Annotated in this window: 23 protein-coding genes; 16 read left to right on the forward strand and 7 right to left on the reverse strand. The window is 70.1% G+C overall.

Translation table 11 applies throughout. From position 1 onward, the window contains the following. Positions 1 to 5: 5 nt before the first annotated feature. The 6 genes from M4J07_RS25885 to yhfZ all read right to left on the reverse strand — a co-directional run bounded on the left by M4J07_RS25885 (position 6) and on the right by yhfZ (position 5,500). Positions 6 to 1,136, reverse strand: coding sequence for an aminotransferase class V-fold PLP-dependent enzyme (locus tag M4J07_RS25885; RefSeq protein WP_255975414.1), 1,131 nt, complete (start codon positions 1,134 to 1,136; stop codon positions 6 to 8). Positions 1,137 to 1,138: 2 nt separating this feature from the next. Next, a complete protein-coding gene (locus M4J07_RS25890) occupies positions 1,139 to 2,086 on the reverse strand; it encodes a phosphotriesterase family protein (protein ID WP_255975415.1) in 948 nt (315 codons plus the stop codon). 242 nt (positions 2,087 to 2,328) lie between these two features. Continuing rightward, positions 2,329 to 3,675, reverse strand: a complete 1,347-nt coding sequence (locus M4J07_RS25895) for a YhfT family protein (protein ID WP_255975416.1) — start codon at positions 3,673 to 3,675, stop codon at positions 2,329 to 2,331. Positions 3,676 to 3,691: 16 nt separating this feature from the next. Further along, positions 3,692 to 4,048, reverse strand: coding sequence for a DUF2620 domain-containing protein (locus M4J07_RS25900; protein WP_255975417.1), 357 nt, complete (start codon positions 4,046 to 4,048; stop codon positions 3,692 to 3,694). 34 nt (positions 4,049 to 4,082) lie between these two features. Continuing rightward, the gene (locus M4J07_RS25905; RefSeq protein ID WP_255975418.1) at positions 4,083 to 4,457 is read right to left on the reverse strand and encodes a PRD domain-containing protein; all 375 of its coding nucleotides are present in this window, start codon (positions 4,455 to 4,457) and stop codon (positions 4,083 to 4,085) included. Positions 4,458 to 4,555: 98 nt separating this feature from the next. After that, entirely contained in the window at positions 4,556 to 5,500 is a 945-nt protein-coding gene (yhfZ, locus tag M4J07_RS25910; protein WP_255975419.1) for a GntR family transcriptional regulator YhfZ, read from the reverse strand. 125 nt (positions 5,501 to 5,625) lie between these two features. Between yhfZ and ftsH the strand changes: the two genes are divergently transcribed. Continuing rightward, positions 5,626 to 7,566 carry an ATP-dependent zinc metalloprotease FtsH gene (gene ftsH / locus M4J07_RS25915; RefSeq protein WP_255975420.1) on the forward strand — a complete coding sequence of 647 codons (1,941 nt, stop codon included), beginning with the start codon at positions 5,626 to 5,628 and terminating at the stop codon, positions 7,564 to 7,566. Positions 7,567 to 7,593: 27 nt separating this feature from the next. Here the strand turns inward: ftsH and M4J07_RS25920 are convergent, their stop codons facing one another. Then, positions 7,594 to 8,454, reverse strand: a complete 861-nt coding sequence (locus tag M4J07_RS25920; RefSeq protein ID WP_255975421.1) for an SAM-dependent methyltransferase — start codon at positions 8,452 to 8,454, stop codon at positions 7,594 to 7,596. A gap of 258 nt (positions 8,455 to 8,712) precedes the next feature. Here M4J07_RS25920 and proS point away from each other — a divergent pair, with 258 nt between their 5' ends. The 15 genes from proS to M4J07_RS25995 all read left to right on the forward strand — a co-directional run bounded on the left by proS (position 8,713) and on the right by M4J07_RS25995 (position 20,385). Next, the gene (gene proS / locus M4J07_RS25925) at positions 8,713 to 10,128 is read left to right on the forward strand and encodes a proline--tRNA ligase (RefSeq protein ID WP_255975422.1); all 1,416 of its coding nucleotides are present in this window, start codon (positions 8,713 to 8,715) and stop codon (positions 10,126 to 10,128) included. Positions 10,129 to 10,352: 224 nt separating this feature from the next. After that, positions 10,353 to 10,949, forward strand: a complete 597-nt coding sequence (locus M4J07_RS25930) for a hypothetical protein (RefSeq protein ID WP_255975423.1) — start codon at positions 10,353 to 10,355, stop codon at positions 10,947 to 10,949. A gap of 197 nt (positions 10,950 to 11,146) precedes the next feature. Beyond that, positions 11,147 to 11,572: a 30S ribosomal protein S16 gene (rpsP, locus tag M4J07_RS25935; RefSeq protein WP_255975424.1), complete on the forward strand. Its 426-nt coding sequence runs from the start codon at positions 11,147 to 11,149 to the stop codon at positions 11,570 to 11,572. A gap of 2 nt (positions 11,573 to 11,574) precedes the next feature. Then, positions 11,575 to 11,814: an RNA-binding protein gene (locus M4J07_RS25940; RefSeq protein WP_014176063.1), complete on the forward strand. Its 240-nt coding sequence runs from the start codon at positions 11,575 to 11,577 to the stop codon at positions 11,812 to 11,814. 96 nt (positions 11,815 to 11,910) lie between these two features. Continuing rightward, positions 11,911 to 12,468, forward strand: coding sequence for a ribosome maturation factor RimM (rimM, locus tag M4J07_RS25945; RefSeq protein ID WP_255975425.1), 558 nt, complete (start codon positions 11,911 to 11,913; stop codon positions 12,466 to 12,468). Next, entirely contained in the window at positions 12,465 to 13,286 is an 822-nt protein-coding gene (gene trmD, locus M4J07_RS25950; protein WP_255975426.1) for a tRNA (guanosine(37)-N1)-methyltransferase TrmD, read from the forward strand. Before rimM ends, trmD begins: the two co-directional genes overlap by 4 nt. A gap of 131 nt (positions 13,287 to 13,417) precedes the next feature. After that, a complete protein-coding gene (gene rplS / locus M4J07_RS25955) occupies positions 13,418 to 13,768 on the forward strand; it encodes a 50S ribosomal protein L19 (RefSeq protein WP_016638799.1) in 351 nt (116 codons plus the stop codon). A 78-nt stretch (positions 13,769 to 13,846) separates the two neighbouring features. Further along, positions 13,847 to 14,551, forward strand: a complete 705-nt coding sequence (lepB, locus tag M4J07_RS25960; RefSeq protein ID WP_255975427.1) for a signal peptidase I — start codon at positions 13,847 to 13,849, stop codon at positions 14,549 to 14,551. Continuing rightward, a complete protein-coding gene (lepB, locus tag M4J07_RS25965; protein WP_255975428.1) occupies positions 14,544 to 15,659 on the forward strand; it encodes a signal peptidase I in 1,116 nt (371 codons plus the stop codon). Before lepB (M4J07_RS25960) ends, lepB (M4J07_RS25965) begins: the two co-directional genes overlap by 8 nt. After that, the gene (gene lepB / locus M4J07_RS25970; protein WP_255975429.1) at positions 15,547 to 16,524 is read left to right on the forward strand and encodes a signal peptidase I; all 978 of its coding nucleotides are present in this window, start codon (positions 15,547 to 15,549) and stop codon (positions 16,522 to 16,524) included. The genes lepB (M4J07_RS25965) and lepB (M4J07_RS25970) overlap by 113 nt, the downstream gene beginning before the upstream one ends. 91 nt (positions 16,525 to 16,615) lie before the next feature. Continuing rightward, the gene (lepB, locus tag M4J07_RS25975; protein ID WP_255975430.1) at positions 16,616 to 17,356 is read left to right on the forward strand and encodes a signal peptidase I; all 741 of its coding nucleotides are present in this window, start codon (positions 16,616 to 16,618) and stop codon (positions 17,354 to 17,356) included. Further along, entirely contained in the window at positions 17,349 to 17,858 is a 510-nt protein-coding gene (locus M4J07_RS25980) for an NUDIX hydrolase (RefSeq protein WP_255975431.1), read from the forward strand. Before lepB (M4J07_RS25975) ends, M4J07_RS25980 begins: the two co-directional genes overlap by 8 nt. Positions 17,859 to 17,913: 55 nt before the next feature. After that, the gene (locus M4J07_RS25985) at positions 17,914 to 18,222 is read left to right on the forward strand and encodes a DUF2469 domain-containing protein (RefSeq protein WP_005311352.1); all 309 of its coding nucleotides are present in this window, start codon (positions 17,914 to 17,916) and stop codon (positions 18,220 to 18,222) included. Positions 18,223 to 18,388: 166 nt separating this feature from the next. After that, the gene (locus M4J07_RS25990; RefSeq protein ID WP_374215081.1) at positions 18,389 to 18,766 is read left to right on the forward strand and encodes a YraN family protein; all 378 of its coding nucleotides are present in this window, start codon (positions 18,389 to 18,391) and stop codon (positions 18,764 to 18,766) included. Further along, on the forward strand, positions 18,766 to 20,385 hold the full coding sequence (locus tag M4J07_RS25995; RefSeq protein WP_255975432.1) for a YifB family Mg chelatase-like AAA ATPase: 1,620 nt from the start codon (positions 18,766 to 18,768) through the stop codon (positions 20,383 to 20,385). The genes M4J07_RS25990 and M4J07_RS25995 overlap by 1 nt, the downstream gene beginning before the upstream one ends. The last annotated feature ends 163 nt before the right edge of the window (positions 20,386 to 20,548 follow it).

Below are 20,548 nucleotides of genomic sequence, written 5' to 3' on the forward strand. Positions count from 1 at the left end.
GTCGGTCAGTCCTTGCTGAGTTCGTGGAGCGAGCGGCGCAGGATGTCGACGACCAGGTCGGCGCCCGCGCGCATCGGGTTGATCCGCACCGTCCAGTCGGCGAGTTCCGGGGCGTCGTCGAGGGCCGAACTGGACATGCGGTAGAAGAGCGGCGCGATCTCGTACCGGGAGTTGGAGCCCACCGGATACGGCGCCGCCCCGAACCGCGCCGCCACGGCCGGCAGTTCACGGGCGACGGGCCGGTCGAGTCGGACCAGCAGGCAGCGGTCCTGGGCATTGGCGATCCGGACCTCGGCGACGCCCGGCACCTCGCCCGCCGCGAGCCGCTCGGCCACCTCGGCGCCGACCCGTGACTGCAGTGCCCACATCACCGGTACGTGCGTGAGGGCGCGGAGCGCGTCCAGCGCCTGGTGGCCCTGGACCTGGCCGCCCCCCGAGTAGTTGTCCCGGCGCACGTGCTCGACCAGGTCCCGGGCGCCGACGACGATGCCGACCCCCTCCGGTCCGTGCAGCTTGAACAGGGAGAAGCAGGAGGCGTCGGCGCCCAGCTCGACACCGGAGGCCGGAACCCGCATCACCGCGTAGTTGTCGTCGACGATGGTGCGCACCCCCGCCGCCCGGCACGCCGCGAGCACCTCGCCCGGGTCGTACGCGTCACCCAGCCGCTGTCTGGTGTGCTGCACGTACGCCCACCGGAAGCGGCCGGAGGCGAGTGCCTCGCGCAGTGCCCCCATGTCGTTGAAGTCGACTTCCTCGGTGCGGACCCCGATGCCGCGCAGGGTGACCTCGGTGGTGCGGTAGACGGGCGCACGGTGGATCAGCAGGGGATCGCCCGCGCTCACCGCCCCGTTCAACGCGGCCCTGATCGCGCCCGTGCCCGCGCCCTGGACGAACGCGGCGTCCTCGGCACCGAAGAAGTCGGCGAGCACGGCCTCCACCTTGGCCGTGGTCCGCGGCCGGCCGAGTCCGGGCACGACGCCCGCGTCCGCGGTGAACAGCTCCGTGCCCTCGAAGTGCGTGGCCGTGCACTCCAGGAGCCGGAACTGGCGGGCCGCGGCGCCTTCGACGGCGACGGTGGCCAGCGGATGAGTGGCAGGCAGCGAAGGGGTCTTCTCGGTTGTCATGTCGGCTGTCATGGTCAGATCTCCTCCACGCTCGCGCCGGTCAGGAAACGCAGCGGATTGCGCCGCGTCATCAGGTCGATCAGGTCCTCGTCCGCCCCGGCCGCCCGCAGCCGCGGCAGGAAGGAGTGGAACAGGTGCCCGTACCCCTGGCCGTCCTCCGTCTCCAGGTACCCGTGCCGGGAGATGTCGCAGCTGAGCAGTGCCCGGTCGGCGTGCCCGGCCTCGATCAGAGCGAGCAGCAGTCGCAGCCGTGTGTCGTCGCTCTGGTAGCTCTCCTTGCCGACCGTGTCGAACGCGACGTACGCACCGCTCGCCGCCAGTTCCTTGTGCACGGCCGGATCGTCGAGGAGGTCCTGGTGGCCGATGGAGACGCGGTGCGGGGGCAGGCCCTCGGCGGTGAGCAGCTCCAGCTGGGCGAGGCCGCCGCGCCCGAGCTGGGCGTGGGTGGCGACGGAGAGCCCGGTGGTGCCCGCGGCCCGCGCCGCGGCGCGCAGGGAGCGGGTCTCCGGCTCGCTCGGCCGGTCGCCGTGACTGCCGACCTCGCCGAGGACACCGGGCCGGATCCCCGTGCCGTCGAGCCCGCTCTCGATCTCGCGCACGAGGACGTCGGTGAGCCGCTCGACGCTCGCGTCCGTCAACTCCGGTGTGTGGAACGGCTCGTAGTACCAGCCGGTGGCCGCGACGACCGCGACTCCGGAGTCCCGCGCGATCGCGGCGAGCGCGCTCGGGTCGCGGCCCATGCCGCGGCAGGTCAGTTCTATGACGAGGGAGAGTCCGAACTCCTCGCGCAGAGCGGCCAGTTCGGCGGTGACCGCCGGGCCGTGCCGCTGCGCGTCGAGGACGGCTCCGCCGTCGCCCTTGAGGTCCAGGTCCAGGACGAGGTGCTCATGGGCGAGGGCGGGGCCGCGGACGGCTTCGTGGGAAAGAGGGCCCGTGACGGTGTGGAGGGTGGTGGTGTGCATGGTGGGGGTGTCCTCTCCGGTGGTACTGGCCCGGCGGGCGGGCCCGTGTCGCGCGGCCTCTTTCGCCTGCCGCTCACTCCCTCAACGGTTCGCGTTCCGCACGAGTTCCACGGAGCGTGACGAATCTTGGGGAAACTTTCACGGAGTGTCACGACGCTGTCGAGAGTGGGGCGGTTGCCGAGGGTGTGGCCGTGCCGACGCGGCCGATGTCGGTCCCGGCTCAGACCTTGATCGGTCCCGGCTCAGGCCTTGATCGGGGTGAACAGGTCGAGCCAGTACAGGACGTTGAGCAGGATGCCGCCGACGATCACCGCGGCGGGCGCCGCCGCCATCCGCACGACCGGGCGGCCCATCGCCTCGTTGAGCAGGTACAGACCGCCCACGATCAGGATGCCGAGGCCCGCGCCCATCGCGTTCGCCGCCATCAGCGAACCGAACAGGATGGCCAGTTGCAGCGTGTCGGTGATCGCGCTGCGCAGGTGCTCCGACGAGTCCCGCACGCTCGGCAGCTTGCCGAGGAACTTGCCGATGTACGACAGGGCGAGCACCTCGACCGCGAAGACCAGGGCGCCGACGACGGCCGCGAGGAACGGGTTCGGCATCAGATACCCGATGGGGTAGACGAGCGTGAAGCCCGCGATGCCGTACGCGCCGGAGGCCAGGGCCGTCGTCGCGATCAGCGGGATGAAGCCGAAGACGCGATAGAAGTCGACCTGCGCGGCCTCCCCGTACTGCCCCTTGGCGATCAGGAAGCTGGTGGCCTCGCCACCGCCGAATATGTGCATCTGCGCCAGGACGCAGACGCCGGCGCCGAGCACCATGAACAGCGGCAGGTACTTGCGGAGCCGGGCCGCGCTCGCGCTGAACAGGGACGCCATGGGGTCGTCTGCGAGGGCGATCTCCTCGACCCCGTTCGCCCGGTCCGCCTTGCGCTGCCTGAGGTCCTTGGCGACCGCCAGCGCGATCAGCATCAGGACGCCGACCGCCATGGCGATGGCTCCCGCGAAGACCTTCGGCCACAGCTTCATCGTCATGACGACCAGGGCCAGTTCGGCCACGCCCGCGATCGCGCCCCACTTGCGTCCGAACTGCTTGGTGATGGCGAGCACCGGGAACAGCGTGAACAGGAACAGGATCGGCGTCGACATCTGCTGCATCGCCGTCAGGAAGTCGACGGGCAGGTCGTGCGCCAGGTTGTTGGCGCCGTTCAGGCCGAAGACGACGACCGCGCCCCAGGCGCCGCCCAGGATCGGCGCGAGCCACTTCTTGGGCGCCAGGATGCCGAGGATGTCGGTGGGCAGGAAGACCAGCCACGGGTTGAGGACGCCCGTGGACAGGGCCATTGGCGCGCCCAGGCCGAAGATGAAGCCGGCGGACAGGCCGAAGGAGACCGCCGTGGTGGCGCTGCGGGTGGTGCGCCCCTGGATGAAGTCGAGCATGAAGGGGCGCACGCCGTCGTTGAAGACGGCCAGGGCCATGTGCGAGATGAAGGCGGTCAGCGCGCACAGGGCGATCACGGTGAGCTGCTGGGCCAGCGTGAAGTCGAGGTTCGCGCCGGCGGCGAGGACGGTACCGGGGGAGGAGTTCATGGCATGTCCTGCGTGCTCAGGCGCGGGTGGCGATCGCGCGGGCGATCAGCGGCGCGATCCGGTCGATCTGGTCCATGGAGAAGCCGAACACCTTCTTGCCGTCCGTCAGCAGGGTGCCGACCTCTTCCTCGGTGGGCACGCCGCGCCCGAAGGTGTGGCAGGCGGCCTGCCCCATCAGGCCGACCAGGACGCCGAGAGATGCCCCGGCCCCGGTGTGGCAGGTGCCCAGGAAGTAGTCGGCCTGGCCCGCGCGCAGCTTCATCGCGGCGTCCATGTCGCTGGAGACGGTGACCTCGACGCCGTCGAGCCCCAACTCCTTGATCGTGTTCGCCACTTCGACCTTGCCGACGCCGCCGGTGAGGATCTTCGTCATGACAGGTTCCTTCTTTCCGTAGTCCCTGCGGACTTCAGTGGGTGGGCTGCTGCGCCAGTACGGCGAGGTGCATGGCCAGGAAGTTGATCTCGGACTCGGGCAGGGTCGCGCCGAGTTCGGCGTGGGCCCGGCGGGACACGCGGCGGGCGCGCTCGACGGCCGCTGGATGGTCGGCCAGTTCGGCGGCGACCTGCTCGTCCGTGAGGAACTGCTCGATCGGGGCGCCGTCCAGGAGCCGGGTGAGCGCCATCATCAGATGGCTGGTGAGCATCCCGGCGCTCTCCTCGGTGACGGTGCGGCCCTCGTCCTCCAGGGCGGTCAGCTCGGCGGTCACGAAGTCGGCGACCTCGGGCCTGACCTGGCCTCCTTCGAGGAACAGCCGGATGCGGAGGGCTAGTTGGTCGTCCATGGGACCTCCCAATCGAGACAGTAACCGGGATTCTGGATTCTGAGGGGAGTCGAAGGTCCCGAGAAGGGATCACGACCGCCCGTCGTCCGTGCGGGTCGTCAGTACGAGGGGATGCGATCGCCTCGCAGCACTTCGGACTGCAGCTGTGCCACCTGGGACAGGTCGAGGGCGTCCTGCACCGCGGACAGCGCCTTGGCGCCCTCGGTCCTGCCGATGATCGCCGCGCTGGAGTTGCGCAGCGCCAGATCGCGGGTGACCTCGTCGCCCAGGGGCAGCACGTCCACCTCCATGCCGAGCCGTCCCTGCACCTCGTCGAGGTTCCAGACGGTGGCGTCGGCCTTGTTCTGTGCGAACAGGTCGCGCAGCTGCATGTACGACGACTCGACCCACTGGATGTCCGAGCGCCCCGAGAAGGCGCGCTCCGCCAGCATCCGCTGGTCCTCCGACGCGTGGTCGACGGCGACCCGCAGCCCCGGAGTGTCCAGTGAGGCGCCTTCACGTACGAGAAAACCGTGCGCGCCTACGTAGGTGGCCGGTCCGAGGTCCGCGACGAGCGCCAGCCGGTCCTTGTGCTGCTCGACCAGTCCGTCGGCCGCGAGGCGCGACAGGACGACCAGGTCGACCTTGCCTTCAAGAAGGGCCGCGGTGCGGGCGCCCGCACCGCGCATGAAGGTGATGGCAAAAGGCGTGCCGGCCTCTTCGAAGGCTGCGCGCAGGCCCGTGGCCAGGCCCTCGTAGCGCCGGGAGTAGGGGAGGGGCATCGCCGCCAGCAGGGTACCGAGCCCCGAGAGGCGCCACAGTATGGCGCGGTCCGAGGCGACCAGGAAGGTGCCCAGGTGTCCGCGGGCGGCGGTCTCGATGGCGCCCGCCTCCTCCAGGAGGCGAAGAGCGGCCTGCACGGTTCCGTTCCCGCAGCCGAGCTCCTCGGCGAAGTCCCGTACGCGGGGCAGGCGGGTGTCCGGTTCGTGGCCCATGAGGAGGACCGCGAGCCGGCGGGCCGCGAGGCCGTTGCGCGTAAGGAAGCGATCGTCGAAACCGTTCACGATTCAGACAGTAACCAGGATTCTGGATACTGGCAAGGGTCCGGGATCTGTGCGGTCATGGGCCCAAGGCTCGTGGGCCCGAGACCGGAGCTCAGCGAGGGCAGGCGGCAGGAGGAGAGACAGGCGTGGCGAATCCCGTACCCCCGCGCGACCGCACCGATCAGCCCTGGCGCTCCGAGGGCGCGCCGCCCCCGCCACCCCCGCAGTCGCCCAAGCGCAAGATGCCCGGCGGCTGGGGCAGCCTCATCCTGACGGCCCTGATCGTCTACCTGATCGCCAACCTGGTCCTGTCGTTCTTCAACGAGGGCGACGAGCCGACGATCTCGTACACCGAGTTCAGCAAACAGGTCGCCAACGACAACGTCACCAAGATCTACGCCAAGGGCGACGCGATCCAGGGCCAGCTCAAGAAGGAGCAGCCCACCCCGGACGACAGCGGCAGCAAGGCCGACAACTACACGAAGTTCACGACGCAGCGCCCGTCCTTCGCCGACGACGACCTCTGGGCGAACCTGGAGAAGCACGACGTCACCGTGACGGCCGAACCGGTCGTCCAGGAACGCAGCTTCCTGTCCAACCTCCTCATCTCGCTCGCCCCGATGCTGCTCCTCGTCGTCCTGTGGATCTTCATCGCGCGCCGCATGAGCCAGGGCATGGGCGGCGCCGGCGGCATGCTCGGCCGGAAGCAGCCGCCCAAGCCCGTCGAACTGGAACCCGGCAAGAAGCGCACCACGTTCGACGACGTCGCCGGCATCGACGAGGTCGAGGGCGAGCTCAACGACGTCGTCGACTTCCTCAAGAACCCCGACGCCTACCGCAAGATGGGCGCCAAGATGCCGCGCGGCGTGCTGCTCGCGGGCCCGCCCGGCACCGGCAAGACGCTGCTCGCGCGCGCGGTGGCGGGCGAGGCCGGAGTGCCGTTCTTCTCGGCCTCCGCCTCGGAGTTCATCGAGATGATCGTCGGCGTCGGCGCCTCCCGCGTACGGGAGTTGTTCGCGGAGGCCCGCAAGGTCGCCCCGTCGATCATCTTCATCGACGAGATCGACACCATCGGCCGCGCCCGTGGCGGCGGCAGTGGCATGGGCGGCCACGACGAGCGCGAGCAGACCCTGAACCAGATCCTCACGGAGATGGACGGCTTCACCGGCTCCGAGGGCGTCATCGTCATCGCCGCCACCAACCGCGCCGACGTCCTCGACCCGGCCCTCACCCGCCCCGGCCGCTTCGACCGCATCGTCAACGTCTCCCCGCCCGACCGTGGCGGCCGCGAGGCCATCCTCAAGATCCACGCCCGCCAGATCCCGCTCGCCCCCGACGTCGACCTCGCCCAGGTCGCCCGTACGACCCCGGGCATGACCGGCGCCGAACTCGCCAACCTCACCAACGAGGCCGCCCTCCTGGCCGTCAAGCGCAAGCAGAAAGAAGTCACGCAGACCGACCTCTCCGAAGCGCTGGAGAAGGTCCAGCTGGGCGCGGAGCGGCCCCTGGTGATGCCCGACGAGGAGCGCCGCCGCACCGCCTACCACGAGAGCGGCCACGCCCTCCTGGGCATGCTCCAGCCCGGCGCCGACCCCGTCCGCAAGATCACCATCGTGCCGCGCGGCAGGGCGCTCGGTGTGACCCTGTCCACCCCGGACTCCGACAAGTACGCGTACACGGAGGAGTACCTGCGTGGACGCATCATCGGTGCGCTGGGCGGTATGGCGGCCGAACAGGTCGTCTACGGAGTCATCACCACCGGTGCCGAGAACGACCTCGAACAGGTCACCAACATCGCCCGCGGCATGGTCGCCCGCTGGGGCATGAGCGAGAAGGTCGGCCGTCTGTCGGCCCTCCCGAACGATGCGCAGCAGGCCTACGGTCTCGCCGCCGCACCCGACACCCTCGACACGATCGACGGAGAGATGCGCCGCATCGTGGACGAGTGCTACGAGGAGGCGTGCCACAAACTGCGCGACCACCGCGACCAGCTCGACGCGTTGGCGGCCGCGCTCCTGGAGAACGAGACGCTGGAGGAGGCCGACGCCTACCGGGTCGCCGGCATCACACGCCTCACCAAGGACTGAACCGGGTCCGCCCCTCCTGCGCCGCCGTCAGGTCGTACGGGCTATCAGGTACCGGAAGACGTTCGGCATCCAGACGGTGCCGTCGGCCCGCACGTACGGCTGCAGCGCCTCCGTCACCTCCTTGTCCACCTGCGTCTGGTCCGTCGCCCCGACCGCCGCGTCGAACAACCGCGTCGACAACAGGCCGCGCACCGCGCTCTCCGTGTCCGCGTACCCGAAGGGGCACGCCACCCGGCCCGATCCGTCGGGCCGCAGCCCCGCCCGCTGGGCGACCTCCTCCAGGTCGTCACGGAGAGCGGGCCGCCAACTCCCCGCACTACGAAGGGGGTCGGCGAGCTTCTTCGCCACCCGTAGGACGGACGAAGCCGTGCAGCGCTCCGGAGGACCCCACCCGACCAGCACCACGGAGGCGTTCCGCTCGGCCAGCGGGGCGGCGCTCTCCAGGAGGGTGGAGAGACCTTCGGAGTCCCCCGCCGTGCAGCCGATCGGCTGGAAGGCGGTGATCAGGTTGTACGGGGCGTCGTCAGGCGCGGCGACGACGGCGTCGTCCCGGCCGTCCGTGAGGCGGGTGTCCGTGTGCTCCCGCTCGCTCCACGCCTCCGGCAGCAACCGCTCCCTGGCGAGCGCGAGCCGCTCCGGCTCCGCGGCTTCGACGCCGGTCACGGCCGCGCCGCGCGACGCCGCCATGAGAAGGGCGAGACCGGAACCGCAGCCGAGCCCCAGAAGGCGTGTGCCCGGGCCGACCTCAAGTCGCTCGTACACCGCTTCGTAGAGCGGGACCAGCATCCGCTCCTGGATCTCCGCCCAGTCACGCGCGCGTGCGCACAGGTCCGCGCGCGACACCGGTGCCGCGTGGGGAAGGTGTCGCTGCACGAGCGTAGGTGTCATCGAAAGTGCCCCAATCCACCGAGAGATGCCGAGAGTTGTCGCCGTGGCGTGTTGACCGTGTTCGCGCGCTGCTCGCACTCCCCCCGTATGTCAGAGAACTCCGCATCGTCCGTCACGTCTAGGGGGTGTTGGGCAGGCGTGCCGACATTGCGCATGTACTCCGTCGTGCGCCCCCTGAAGGCCCTTTGCCAGTGGCATAGAGGCATACGGGCGAAAAGGATTCCCGTGCTCGGCAGTCCGCGCCGTAGCATGCGCGACATGGCCAAAGCACCCGTTCTCACGCCCCAGGCGGAAGACTTTCCGCGCTGGTACCAGGACCTCATCACCAAGGCCGAACTGGCCGACAACGGACCGGTGCGCGGCACGATGGTGATCCGACCGTACGGCTACGGCCTGTGGGAGCGGATGCAGCAGGACATGGACGCGCGCATCAAGGAGACGGGAACGCAGAACGCGTACTTCCCGCTCCTGATCCCGCAGTCGTACCTCACCAAGGAGGCCGACCACGTCGAGGGCTTCGCGCCCGAGCTGGCCGTGGTCACCCACGGCGGCGGCAAGGAGCTCGAGGAGCCCGCCGTCGTCCGCCCCACCTCCGAGATGATCGTCAACGACTACTTCTCCAAGTGGGTGCAGAGCTACCGCGACCTGCCCCTGCTCATCAACCAGTGGGCCAACGTGGTCCGTTGGGAGCTGCGGCCCCGGCTGTTCCTGCGGACGACCGAGTTCCTCTGGCAGGAGGGCCACACGGCGCACGCGACCTACGAGGAGGCGCGCGACTTCGCGGCGCGCATCCACCGGCACGTCTACGCGGACTTCATGGAGAACGTGCTCGCCATGGACGTCGTCCTGGGGCGCAAGACCGCCAAGGAGCGCTTCGCGGGAGCCATCAACACCCTCACCCTCGAAGGGATGATGGGCGACGGCAAGGCCCTCCAGATGGGCACGAGCCACGAACTCGGGCAGAACTTCGCCAAGGCCTTCCACACGCAGTACCTGTCGAAGGAAGGCAAGCAGGAGCTGGTCTGGCAGACCTCCTGGGGATCGACGACCCGCATGATCGGCGCCCTCGTGATGATGCACGGCGACGACAACGGACTACGGGTGCCGCCGCGCCTCGCCGCCACCCAGGTCGTCGTCCTCGCCATCAAGGGAGACGAGGCCGTCCTCGCCAAGGTGCGCGAGATCGGTGAGGCCCTGAAGGCGGCCGGCATCCGCGTCCAGGTCGACGACCGCACCGACACCCCCTTCGGGCGCCGGGCCGTCGACTGGGAGCTGAAGGGCGTCCCCGTACGGATCGAGATCGGCCCGCGCGACCTGGAGAGCGGCACGGCGATGCTGGCCCGCCGCATTCCCGGCGGCAAGGAGCCGGTGCCCGTGGACGCTCTTGCCGGACTGCTGCCGGGCATCCTCGAGGAGGACCAGGCGCTGCTCCTGAAGCAGTCCCGCGAGCGCCGCGAGTCCCGTACGAGCGAGGTCGCCACGCTGGAGGAGGCCGTCGAGGTGACCTCGGCCGGCGGCTGGGCGCGCATTCCGTGGGCCACGCTCGGTGAGGAGGGCGAGGCGCGGCTGGCCGAGCACTCCGTCTCCGTGCGGTGTCTGCTCGCCGCGGACGGGTCGGTGCCGGACGCCGATGACGCACCCGGTAACGTCGCGGTGGTGGCACGCGCGTACTGAGGCCGAGAACAGCTCTTGTTCGAGCGGCGCCCCGGTGTGTGGATCGCGTACATCTCGGGGCGTATGTATCACTACGCACCCCTTGGTGCGAGCTGTGCGGCTTCTCCGCAGATCAGCGCACCCGCCCTCGTCGGGACGCATGAGCGGCAACTGACTGGTACGTGCAAAATATTTGGGATGCCCCGGAATAGGAACACAGAGGCACCCCGGCTCGTTGTCACGACGTGAGCACGACACCACCTGTTCTCGCCGCAGAGCTGGCAGGGGCGTGGGCCGACATTCAGCGGCACCACCCCGAACTGCCGGATCTTGCCGCGCCCGAATCCCTGATCGGGGAGTCGTCGTCCGCCTGCGGACACGAGCTCTCCTTCGAGCGACTCCTCCACGAGGCAGTCCATGGCATCGCCGCAGCGCGCGGAATCCGCGACACTTCGCGCGCCGGCCGCTACCACAACCGCAGATTCCTGGCCATCGCCGAGGAGCTGGGCCTCGACCACCCCGAGGAGCCGCATCCCAGCAGCGGCTTCTCGCTGGTCACGCTGAACTCCGAGGCGAAGCAGCGCTACCGGCAGACGATCGAGCGGCTCCATCGCGCCCTCAAGGCGCACACCGTGGCGACCGCCGCGGACACCAAGCGCAGCTTCCGCGGACCGGCCGCCCGGCACGGCTCCTCCGGAGGCGGGGTGCGGGTCAAGGCCGTCTGCGACTGCGGTCGCAATGTCCGCGTCGTGCCCTCGGTGCTCGCACAGGCCCCCATCGTGTGCGGCGGATGCGGAAAGCCCTTCCGCATCCCGGAGGTCGTCGGCGCCGCCGCGAGCTGACGCTCGGCCCTGGTGGGGCGGCCGTATGCGGGTTCGGCCGCCCCGTCGACGTATGGCACAATGGCTAGCTGTACTCGACAGTCGCACAGGACCCCTCTCTCCTCCGGCTGACGCGTCCATCGGGCACTCGGGTACCGCAACCCCACGCGGCAATCTCGCCGTGCCCACCCACGTCAAGACCAGGAGACACCACTCCCGTGGCAGTCAAGATCAAGCTGAAGCGTCTGGGCAAGATCCGTTCGCCTCACTACCGCATCGTCGTCGCCGACTCCCGTACCCGCCGTGACGGCCGGGCCATCGAGGAGATCGGTCTGTACCACCCGGTGCAGAACCCGTCGCGCATCGAGGTCGACTCGGAGCGCGCGCAGTACTGGCTGGGTGTCGGCGCGCAGCCGACCGAGCCGGTCATGGCCATCCTGAAGCTCACCGGCGACTGGCAGAAGCACAAGGGTCTGCCGGCCCCGGAGCCGCTGAAGGTCGCCGAGCCGAAGAAGGCCCGTCCCTCCTTCGAGGCGCTGGCCACGGCCGACGAGCCCAAGGGTGAGGCCATCACCCAGAAGAAGAAGGCTGAGAAGAAGGACGACACGGCCGAGGCCGCTGCGTCCGAGTCGACCGAGGCCTGAGCATGCTCGAGGAGGCTCTTGAGCACCTCGTGAAGGGCATTGTCGACAACCCCGACGATGTGCAGGTCGCCTCGCGCAACCTGCGCCGTGGGCGCGTGCTGGAGGTCCGGGTCCACCCGGACGACCTCGGCAAGGTGATCGGCCGCAACGGCCGCACCGCGCGTGCTCTGCGTACCGTCGTGGGCGCCATCGGCGGCCGCGGTGTCCGCGTCGACCTCGTCGACGTCGACCAGGTTCGCTGACAAAGTTGAACACCGGCTCGGGCCGGGGAGGGCTTATTAGCCGTCCCCGGCCCTAGTCGTTTGAGCCCCAGTGGTTGGACAGGAGAGTTTCGGATCGTGCAGTTGGTAGTCGGGCGCATCGGCCGCGCCCACGGCATCAAGGGCGACGTCACCGTCGAGGTCCGCACCGACGAGCCCGAGCTGCGGCTCGGCCCCGGCGCGGTGCTCGCGACCGACCCCGCCACTTCGGGACCGCTCACCATCGAGTCCGGCCGGGTGCACAGCGGCCGCCTCCTGCTGCGCTTCGAGGGCGTGCACGACCGGACCGGCGCGGAGGCGCTGCGCAACACCCTCCTGATCGCCGAGGTCGACCCGGAGGAGCTGCCGGAGGAAGAGGACGAGTTCTACGACCACCAGCTCATGGACCTCGACGTCGTCACCGTCGACGGGATCGAGGTCGGCCGGATCACGGAGATCTCCCACCTGCCCTCGCAGGACCTGTTCATCGTGGAGCGCCCCGACGGCAGCGAGGTCATGATCCCGTTCGTCGAGGAGATCGTCAGCGAGATCGACCTCGAGGAACAGAAGGCGATCATCACGCCGCCGCCCGGCCTCATCGACGACCGCGCCGAGATCGCGTCCGCCCGCGACGCCGCGGAGGAAGAGGGCGCATGAGGCTCGACGTCGTCACGATCTTTCCCGAGTACCTGGAACCGCTGAACGTCTCGCTCGTCGGCAAGGCACGCGCGCGTGGTCAACTCGACGTCCAGGTGCACGACTTGAGGGACTGGACGTACGACCGGCACAACACGGTCGACGACACCCCCTACGGGGGCGGCCCCGGCATGGTCATGAAGACCGAGCCGTGGGGCGACTGCCTCGACGACGTCCTCGCCGACGGGTACGAGAACGGGGCCCACGGGCCCGTCCTGGTCGTTCCCACGCCCTCCGGGCGCCCCTTCACCCAGGAACTCGCCGTGGAGCTCTCCGAGCGCCCCTGGCTGGTCTTCACGCCCGCGCGCTACGAGGGCATCGACCGCCGCGTCATCGACGAGTACACGACCCGCGTGCCGGTCTACGAGGTCTCCATCGGCGACTACGTCCTCGCGGGCGGGGAAGCCGCCGTGCTGGTCGTCACGGAGGCCGTGGCGCGCCTGCTGCCGGGCGTGCTCGGCAACGCGGCCTCGCACCAGGACGACTCCTTCGCGCCCGGCGCGATGGCCAACCTCCTGGAAGGCCCCGTCTACACCAAGCCTCCGGAGTGGCGCGGCCGGGACATCCCCGACGTGCTGCTCAGCGGTCACCACGGCAAGATCGCGCGATGGCGCCGGGACGAGGCGCTGCGCCGCACCACGCGCAACCGGCCCGATCTGATCGAGCGGACCGACCCGAAGGCCTTCGACAAGAAGGACCGGGAAATGCTCTCCATCCTGGGGTGGCGGCCGGGTCCGGACGGACGATTTGGGCCAACGCCCGAGGCCGTGGAAGAATAGGCCGCTGCTGTACGTCCAGCCTGCGCCCCTGCCACAGGGGGAACGACGCCGGCCCGACGCGATCAGCTACCGAAACTCATCGCATACCTCCCGCTGATGACCTGTGGCATCGGCGAAGAAAGCAGACGATCATGTCTCACCTGCTCGACTCCGTCGACTCCGCGTCGCTGCGCAGCGACATCCCGGCCTTCCGCCCGGGTGACACCGTCAACGTCCACGTCCGCGTCATCGAGGGCAACCGCTCCCGTGTGCAGCAGTTCAAGGGCGTAGTCATCCGCCGCCAGGGCGCCGGTGTCCGCGAGACCTTCACGGTCCGCAAGGTCTCCTTCTCCGTCGGCGTCGAGCGCACCTTCCCGGTGCACACCCCGATCGTCGAGAAGATCGAGCTCGTCACCAAGGGTGACGTCCGTCGCGCCAAGCTGTACTACCTGCGCGACCTGCGCGGCAAGGCCGCGAAGATCAAGGAGAAGCGCGAGAACTGAGCCGCTCGGCGCCCCTCGGGGGCGTCAGCGCATCTCGCGTACGGGGTCCTCAGGAGAGCCGGATAGCATCTGGCCTCGATGGACACCGAAGCACAGCACGTGGAGCGCGACCGCTCCTCCCAGCCCCATGAGTCGACCTCACAGGGCGAGGAGGACCGGTCGCGCTCCTCTTTGCTGTCCGGGGTGACCGCCTGGCTGCCCGGCGGCCGCATCACGCTCTCGCTGCTGCTGTGCATGGCGTTCCTGCTCGCCGTCAGCGTCTTCGTGATGCAGCCGTTCCAGATCCCCAGCAGCTCGATGGAGACCACATTGAGGGTCGGGGACCGCGTTCTCGTAAATAAGTTGGCGTACCGTTTCGGTGCTGAACCGAGGCGGGGAGACGTGGTCGTCTTCGACGGCAGCGGGTACTTCGGTGATGCTGACTACATCAAGCGCGTCGTGGGCGTGGGGGGAGACCATGTGGTCTGCTGCGACAGCAACGGGAGGATCGAGGTGAACGGGCAGTCCGTGGACGAGCGCGCCGTGCTGCATGCCGGGGACGCTCCTTCGGATGTGCCCTTCGACGTCGAGGTTCCCGAAGGCACCCTCTTCCTGCTCGGCGACCACCGCAGCGACTCCCGTGACTCCCGCGAGTACCTGGGCGCGCCCGGCGGCGGGTTCGTCCCGGTCGACCAGGTGATCGGCCGGGCCCAGTGGATCGCCTGGCCGATGGGGCACTGGCACTCCTTGTCGCGCAACGACGTCTACGCGCGCGTGCCCGCACCCGGGGGTGCGCATGGGTAGCCGGGGCAAGTCGCGCGCGGGCCACCGGTCCGACGACCAGCTGCCCACCGGGAGCCGGCCCACCAGCGGGCCCACGCTGCCGGGGCGGGCGGAGCGGCGCAAGCTCGCGCGCAAGGTGAAGCGGCGTCGAAGGCGCTCCGCGATCAAGGAGATACCGCTCCTCATAGGCGTGGCCCTGCTCATAGCCCTGGTCCTGAAGACGTTCCTGGTGCAGGCCTTCGTGATTCCGTCCGGCTCCATGGAGCAGACGATCAAGATCGGCGACCGGGTCGTGGTCGACAAGCTCACCCCCTGGTTCGGCGCGCAGGTGCACCGCGGTGACGTCGTCGTCTTCAAGGACCCGGGGAACTGGCTCGCCCAGGAGGCGGGCGACAAGAAGGACCCCCCGGTCGGGGTGAAGCAGATCAAGGAAGGCCTGACCTGGATCGGGCTCCTGCCGTCCGACAACGACCGTGACCTCATCAAGCGGGTCGTCGGTGTCGGCGGCGACACGGTGAAGTGCTGCGACAAGCAGGGGCGCGTCACCGTCAACGGGACGCCGTTGGACGAGAAGGCCTACATCCACCCCGGCAACGCCCCGTCCAAGTTCGACTTCTCGGTGAAGGTGCCCGAGGGGCGGCTGTTCGTGATGGGCGACCACCGTGCCAACTCGGCGGACTCGCGGTACCACCTCACCGACGACTTCAAGGGAACCGTCGCCGAGGAATCGGTGGTCGGACGGGCCCGCGGCATCGTCTGGCCCATCGGGCACTGGACCACGCTCGGCGAGCCGGAGACGTTCTCGGCCGTGGCCGACGCGCAAGGCGACGGGTCGACCGCGGCTTCTCGCACGTCGCATAAGGTGGCCACCACGAACAGCGCCGTACCGGGTTCGAACGCATCGGATTCGGACGGATTGATCCCCCTCCCGACCCCTGCGGAACTCCCGCTCGTTATGGGAGTGGTGGGCCTGCATCGCGTAGGGATCAGGCAGCGGCACGGAGTGAGGAGTGGATGTGGGGGACTTGGCGGTCGGCGCACGGTCAGGGCATGGGCCCGAGGAGCAGCCCGGGCGATCCGACGACGCGGCGAGTCCGGCCGTGACGGACCCCGTGCCCGAGGACGGTGACGGCGTGGAGGCGAGCTCCACGGGCGGTTCGGGGCCCGACGGCGACGAACCCAGGAGCAAGCAGAAGAAGCCCCGCTCCTTCTGGAAGGAGCTGCCGCTCCTCATCGTCATCGCCCTGGTGCTGGCCCTGGTGATCAAGACGTTCCTGGTCCAGGCGTTCTCGATCCCGTCGGCGTCGATGGAGAACACGCTGCAGATCGGCGACCGGGTGCTGGTCGACAAGCTCACCCCGTGGTTCGGCTCGGAGCCGGACCGCGGCGAGGTGATCGTCTTCCACGACCCGGACCAGTGGCTGGAGGGCGAGCCCACCGCGGAGCCCAACGCCGTGCAGCAGGTGCTCAGTTGGATCGGCCTGATGCCGTCCGCCGACGAGAAGGACCTCATCAAGCGCGTCGTCGGTGTCGGCGGCGACACCATCGAGTGCAAGGGCACGGGCCCGCTCAAGGTCAACGGCAAGGTGCTCAACGAGCCGTACGTCTACGCGGGCAACACCCCGTGCAGCCCCGACAACGCGGGCGGGACCTTCAAGGTGAAGGTTCCACAAGGCAAAGTTTGGGTCATGGGTGACCACCGCCAGGACTCCATGGACTCCCGCTACCACCAGAACGACAAGAACCAGGGCTTCGTCCCCGTCGACAACGTCGTGGGCCGCGCCATCGTCGTCGCCTGGCCGCCCACGCACTGGTCGACGCTGCCCGTGCCGGACACCTTCGACCAGTCGGGCATCGACGCCGCGGCGAGCGCGGCCCCGGGCGCGCTCGGGCTCGCGGGTGCGGTGCCGCTGGTCCTGTGGCGCAGGCGCAAGATCAACCAGCGCCTTACCGAGGGGAACACCAGGGTTTCTGCGACCGGTACCGCCGGGTAGGGTGCCGTCCCAGATCGCCGATCTTCCGCGGTCCGTGCCGTTCCGAGGCCGGACCGCGAGGTCGATATCTCCGACGCGGGGAGCAACTGGGATGAGCACGACACGTCGTACGGCCGAGGGCCACGGCAAGGTCGGCAGCGCGCTGTCGGGCATAGCCGTGGCCCTCGGCTGTGTGCTGTTCCTCGGCGGATTCGTGTGGGGTGCCTTCGTGTACCAGCCGTACACGGTGCCCACCGACTCGATGACGCCGACGATCGGCGCCGGCGACCGGGTCCTCGCCCAGCGCATCGACGGCAGTGAGGTCAAGCGCGGCGACGTCGTCGTCTTCCAGGAGGCGACCTGGGGTGACATGCCGATGGTCAAGCGCGTCGTCGGCATCGGCGGCGACAAGATCGCCTGCTGCACCGACGGCAAGCTGACCGTCAACGGCGAGAAGGTCGAAGAACCGTATCTCCCGGCTGACACGAACGCCTCGCTCACCGGCATCAAGTCCACGACCGTCCCCAAGGGGCGGCTCTTCCTCCTCGGTGACGAGCGCAGCGGCTCCCTGGACTCCAGCGTCCACCTCGGGGACTCGGAGAACGGCTCGGTGGAGCGCGGCGCCGTGCAGGCCCGGGTGGACGCCGTGGCCTGGCCCATGGACGGCATGCTGGCCAAGCCCACCGGCTTCGAGGGGATGCCCGGTGGGATCTCCACGCCGGGGCCGCTCAAGCTGATGCTGACCGCCGTCGTGGCCGGCGCGGTCCTGGTGCTCGGCGGGGCGGCGTACGGGCCCCTCACCAAGCGGTCGCGGCGCTCGCGCACCAAGGCTCCGGAGCCGGCCCGTGCCTGAGCTCGGCAAGGTGCTGCGCCCGGTGGCCAGGGTCGTGCTGCTCGACCCGGAGGGCCGCGTCCTGCTCCTGCACGGCCACGAGCCCGATGACGCGGCGGTCGACTGGTGGTTCACGCCGGGCGGCGGTCTGGAGGGCGACGAGACGCGGGAGCAGGCGGCGCTGCGGGAACTCGCCGAGGAGACCGGCATCACCGAGGTGGAGCTGGGGCCCGTGCTGTGGCAGCGGACCTGCTCGTTCCCGTTCGACGGGCGGCGCTGGGACCAGGACGAGTGGTACTTCCTGGCCCGTACGACGTCCCCGGCGGACCGGGTGGAGATCAACGCGACGGGCCTGACCGACCTGGAACGACGCAGCGTCGAAGGAGCACGTTGGTGGACGTACCAGGAACTGGCCGAAGCGCATGAGACGGTGTATCCGACCAGACTCGCCGAGCTGCTGAACCGATTGCTCGACGACGGTCCCCCGAGCCGGCCGTTGGTCCTCGACACGGAAATCGTCTAGAGGCACCAGAGGCTGGCGCACAATAGGGGGACGCACGGCTGAAGGGGAACATGCCATGAGCGCCGAGGACCTCGAGAAGTACGAGACCGAGATGGAGCTGAAGCTCTACCGGGAGTACCGCGACGTCGTCGGTCTGTTCAAATACGTGATCGAGACCGAGCGGCGTTTCTACCTCACCAACGACTACGAGATGCAGGTGCACTCGGTCCAGGGCGAGGTGTTCTTCGAGGTGTCCATGGCGGATGCCTGGGTCTGGGACATGTACCGGCCCGCGCGGTTCGTGAAGCAGGTGCGCGTTCTGACATTCAAGGACGTGAACATCGAGGAGCTCAACAAGAGCGACCTGGAGCTTCCGGGCAGCTGATCCCGGCGTTCCTCGCCCCGGCGGATGGCGGAACCCCTGCCGGGCGGAGCCAGGGCGGTCGCAACCCCGTGCGGGTGGCGGACTTGTCCACAACCCGTGAGTAGTTCACCAAGATCCACTTCTTGTCCTGCGCTGCGTCAGCGTGGGTGCCGGAGGTGGTGCCGACGTGAACGCACGGGGCGCGATGGGGAAGTACGGCGAGGACCTGGCCGCGAGGCGGCTGGCCGACGCCGGGATGACGGTGCTCGCGCGGAATTGGCGCGCGGGCAGGCTCGGTGAGATCGACATCGTGGCGCGGGACGGCGACGCGATCGTGGTGTGCGAGGTCAAGACCCGCCGGGGGCGGCGCGGGGCGGACGGTGCCTTCCAGCATCCGATGGCCGCGATCACTCCGGTCAAGGCGCGACGCCTGCGGGACCTCGCGGAGCGCTGGGTGCAGGAGCACGGCGGAGCGCCACCCGGCGGAGTGCGCATCGACGTGATCGGGATCCTGCTGCCGGACCGCGGGGCCGCCCGCGTCGAGTACGCGCGGGGGGTGTCCTGATGGGATTCGCGCGTACGTGTTCGGTGGCCCTGGTAGGTGTCGAGGGCGTCGTCGTCGAGGTGCAGGCGGACCTGGAGCCGGGGGTTGCCGCGTTCACCCTTGTGGGGCTGCCCGACAAGAGCCTCGTCGAGAGCCGGGACCGGGTCAGGGCCGCGGTGGTGAACTCCGGGGCGGACTGGCCGCAGAAGAAGCTCACGGTGGGGCTGAGCCCGGCGTCCGTGCCCAAGGGCGGTTCGGGGTTCGACCTCGCCGTCGCCTGCGCCGTGCTCGGTGCAGCCGAGCGGATCGACCCACGGATCCTCGCCGACATCGTGATGGTCGGCGAGCTGGGGCTGGACGGGCGGGTGCGACCGGTCAGGGGCGTGCTCCCGGCGGTGCTCGCGGCGGCCGACGCGGGGTACGAGCAGGTCGTGGTCCCCGAGAGCACGGCGGGCGAGGCGTCCCTCGTGCCGGGGATCTCGGTTCTCGGCGTACGCAGCCTGCGCCAGCTGATCGCGGTACTCACGGACGAGCCGGTGCCCGACGAGGCGCCGGAGGACCGCACCCGCCCCGATCCCATGCTCGCCGGGCTCAGCATGCCCGGCAGCGGCGCGGGCACCGGCCTCGGCGGACCACTGCACGACGGCCACGGGCTCGACCTCGCCGACGTCGTCGGACAGCTGTCGGCCCGCACCGCGATCGAGGTGGCCGCGGCGGGCGGCCACCACGTCATGCTCTCCGGGCCGCCGGGCGCGGGCAAGACCATGCTCGCCGAGCGGCTTCCGGCCGTCCTTCCGCCCCTCACTCGCGAGGAGTCCCTCGAGGTCACGGCGATCCACTCGGTGGCGGGCATGTTGCCGCCCGGCAAGGCGATGATCGACACAGCGCCGTACTGCGCCCCGCACCACTCGGCGACGATGCAGTCCCTCGTCGGGGGCGGGCCCGGCGTGGCCAGGCCCGGCGCGGTCTCGCTGTCGCACCGCGGCGTGCTCTTCCTGGACGAGGCGCCCGAGTTCAGCGGCCAGGCGCTCGACGCGCTGCGCCAGCCCCTGGAGTCGGGGCACGTGGTGATCGCGCGGAGCGCGGGGGTGGTGCGGCTGCCCGCGCGGTTCCTGATGGCGCTCGCCGCGAACCCCTGCCCCTGCGGGCAGTACCGGGCCCTGGGCGGGGAGTGCGACTGTCCACCGGCCACCGTGCGGCGTTACCAGGCTCGGCTCTCCGGGCCGCTGATCGACCGGGTGGACCTCAGGGTCGAGGTGGACGCCGTCACGCGCAACGAACTGTCCGGGTACGGGCCGCGGGGCGACAGCACACAGGTCGTCGCCGATCGGGTGCGGGAGGCGCGGGAGCGAGCGGCGGCCCGGTTCGCGGACACCCCGTGGCGGACCAACAGCGAGGTGCCGGGGCACGCGCTGCGCACCCGGTGGCCCGCCGCGCCGGGAGCCCTGGACGAGGCCGAACTGGACCTGGAGCGCGGCTTCCTGACCGCCCGCGGGCTCGACCGGGTGCTGCGGGTGGCCTGGACCGTCGCCGACCTCGCGGGCCGGGAGCGGCCCTTCGCCCAGGACGTGGCGCTCGCGCTGCAACTGCGGACCGGGATCTCGCGCGGGGTGCCGATGACGATCGGGGCCGGCTCGTGACGGGGGTGGGCGTCCCGGACGAGGTGCGGCTCGCCCGGGCGCGACTGACCCGGATCGTGGAGCCCGGCTGGGAGGTGGTCGGGCGGTGGCTGCGGGAGTTCGGGGCGGTCGAGACGGTGCGGCGGATCGACGAGGCGGCCGACCGGGGTGACGACAGGGCCGG

Source organism: Streptomyces longispororuber, assembly GCF_024448165.1.
Taxonomy (GTDB): Bacteria; Actinomycetota; Actinomycetes; order Streptomycetales; family Streptomycetaceae; genus Streptomyces; species Streptomyces longispororuber_A.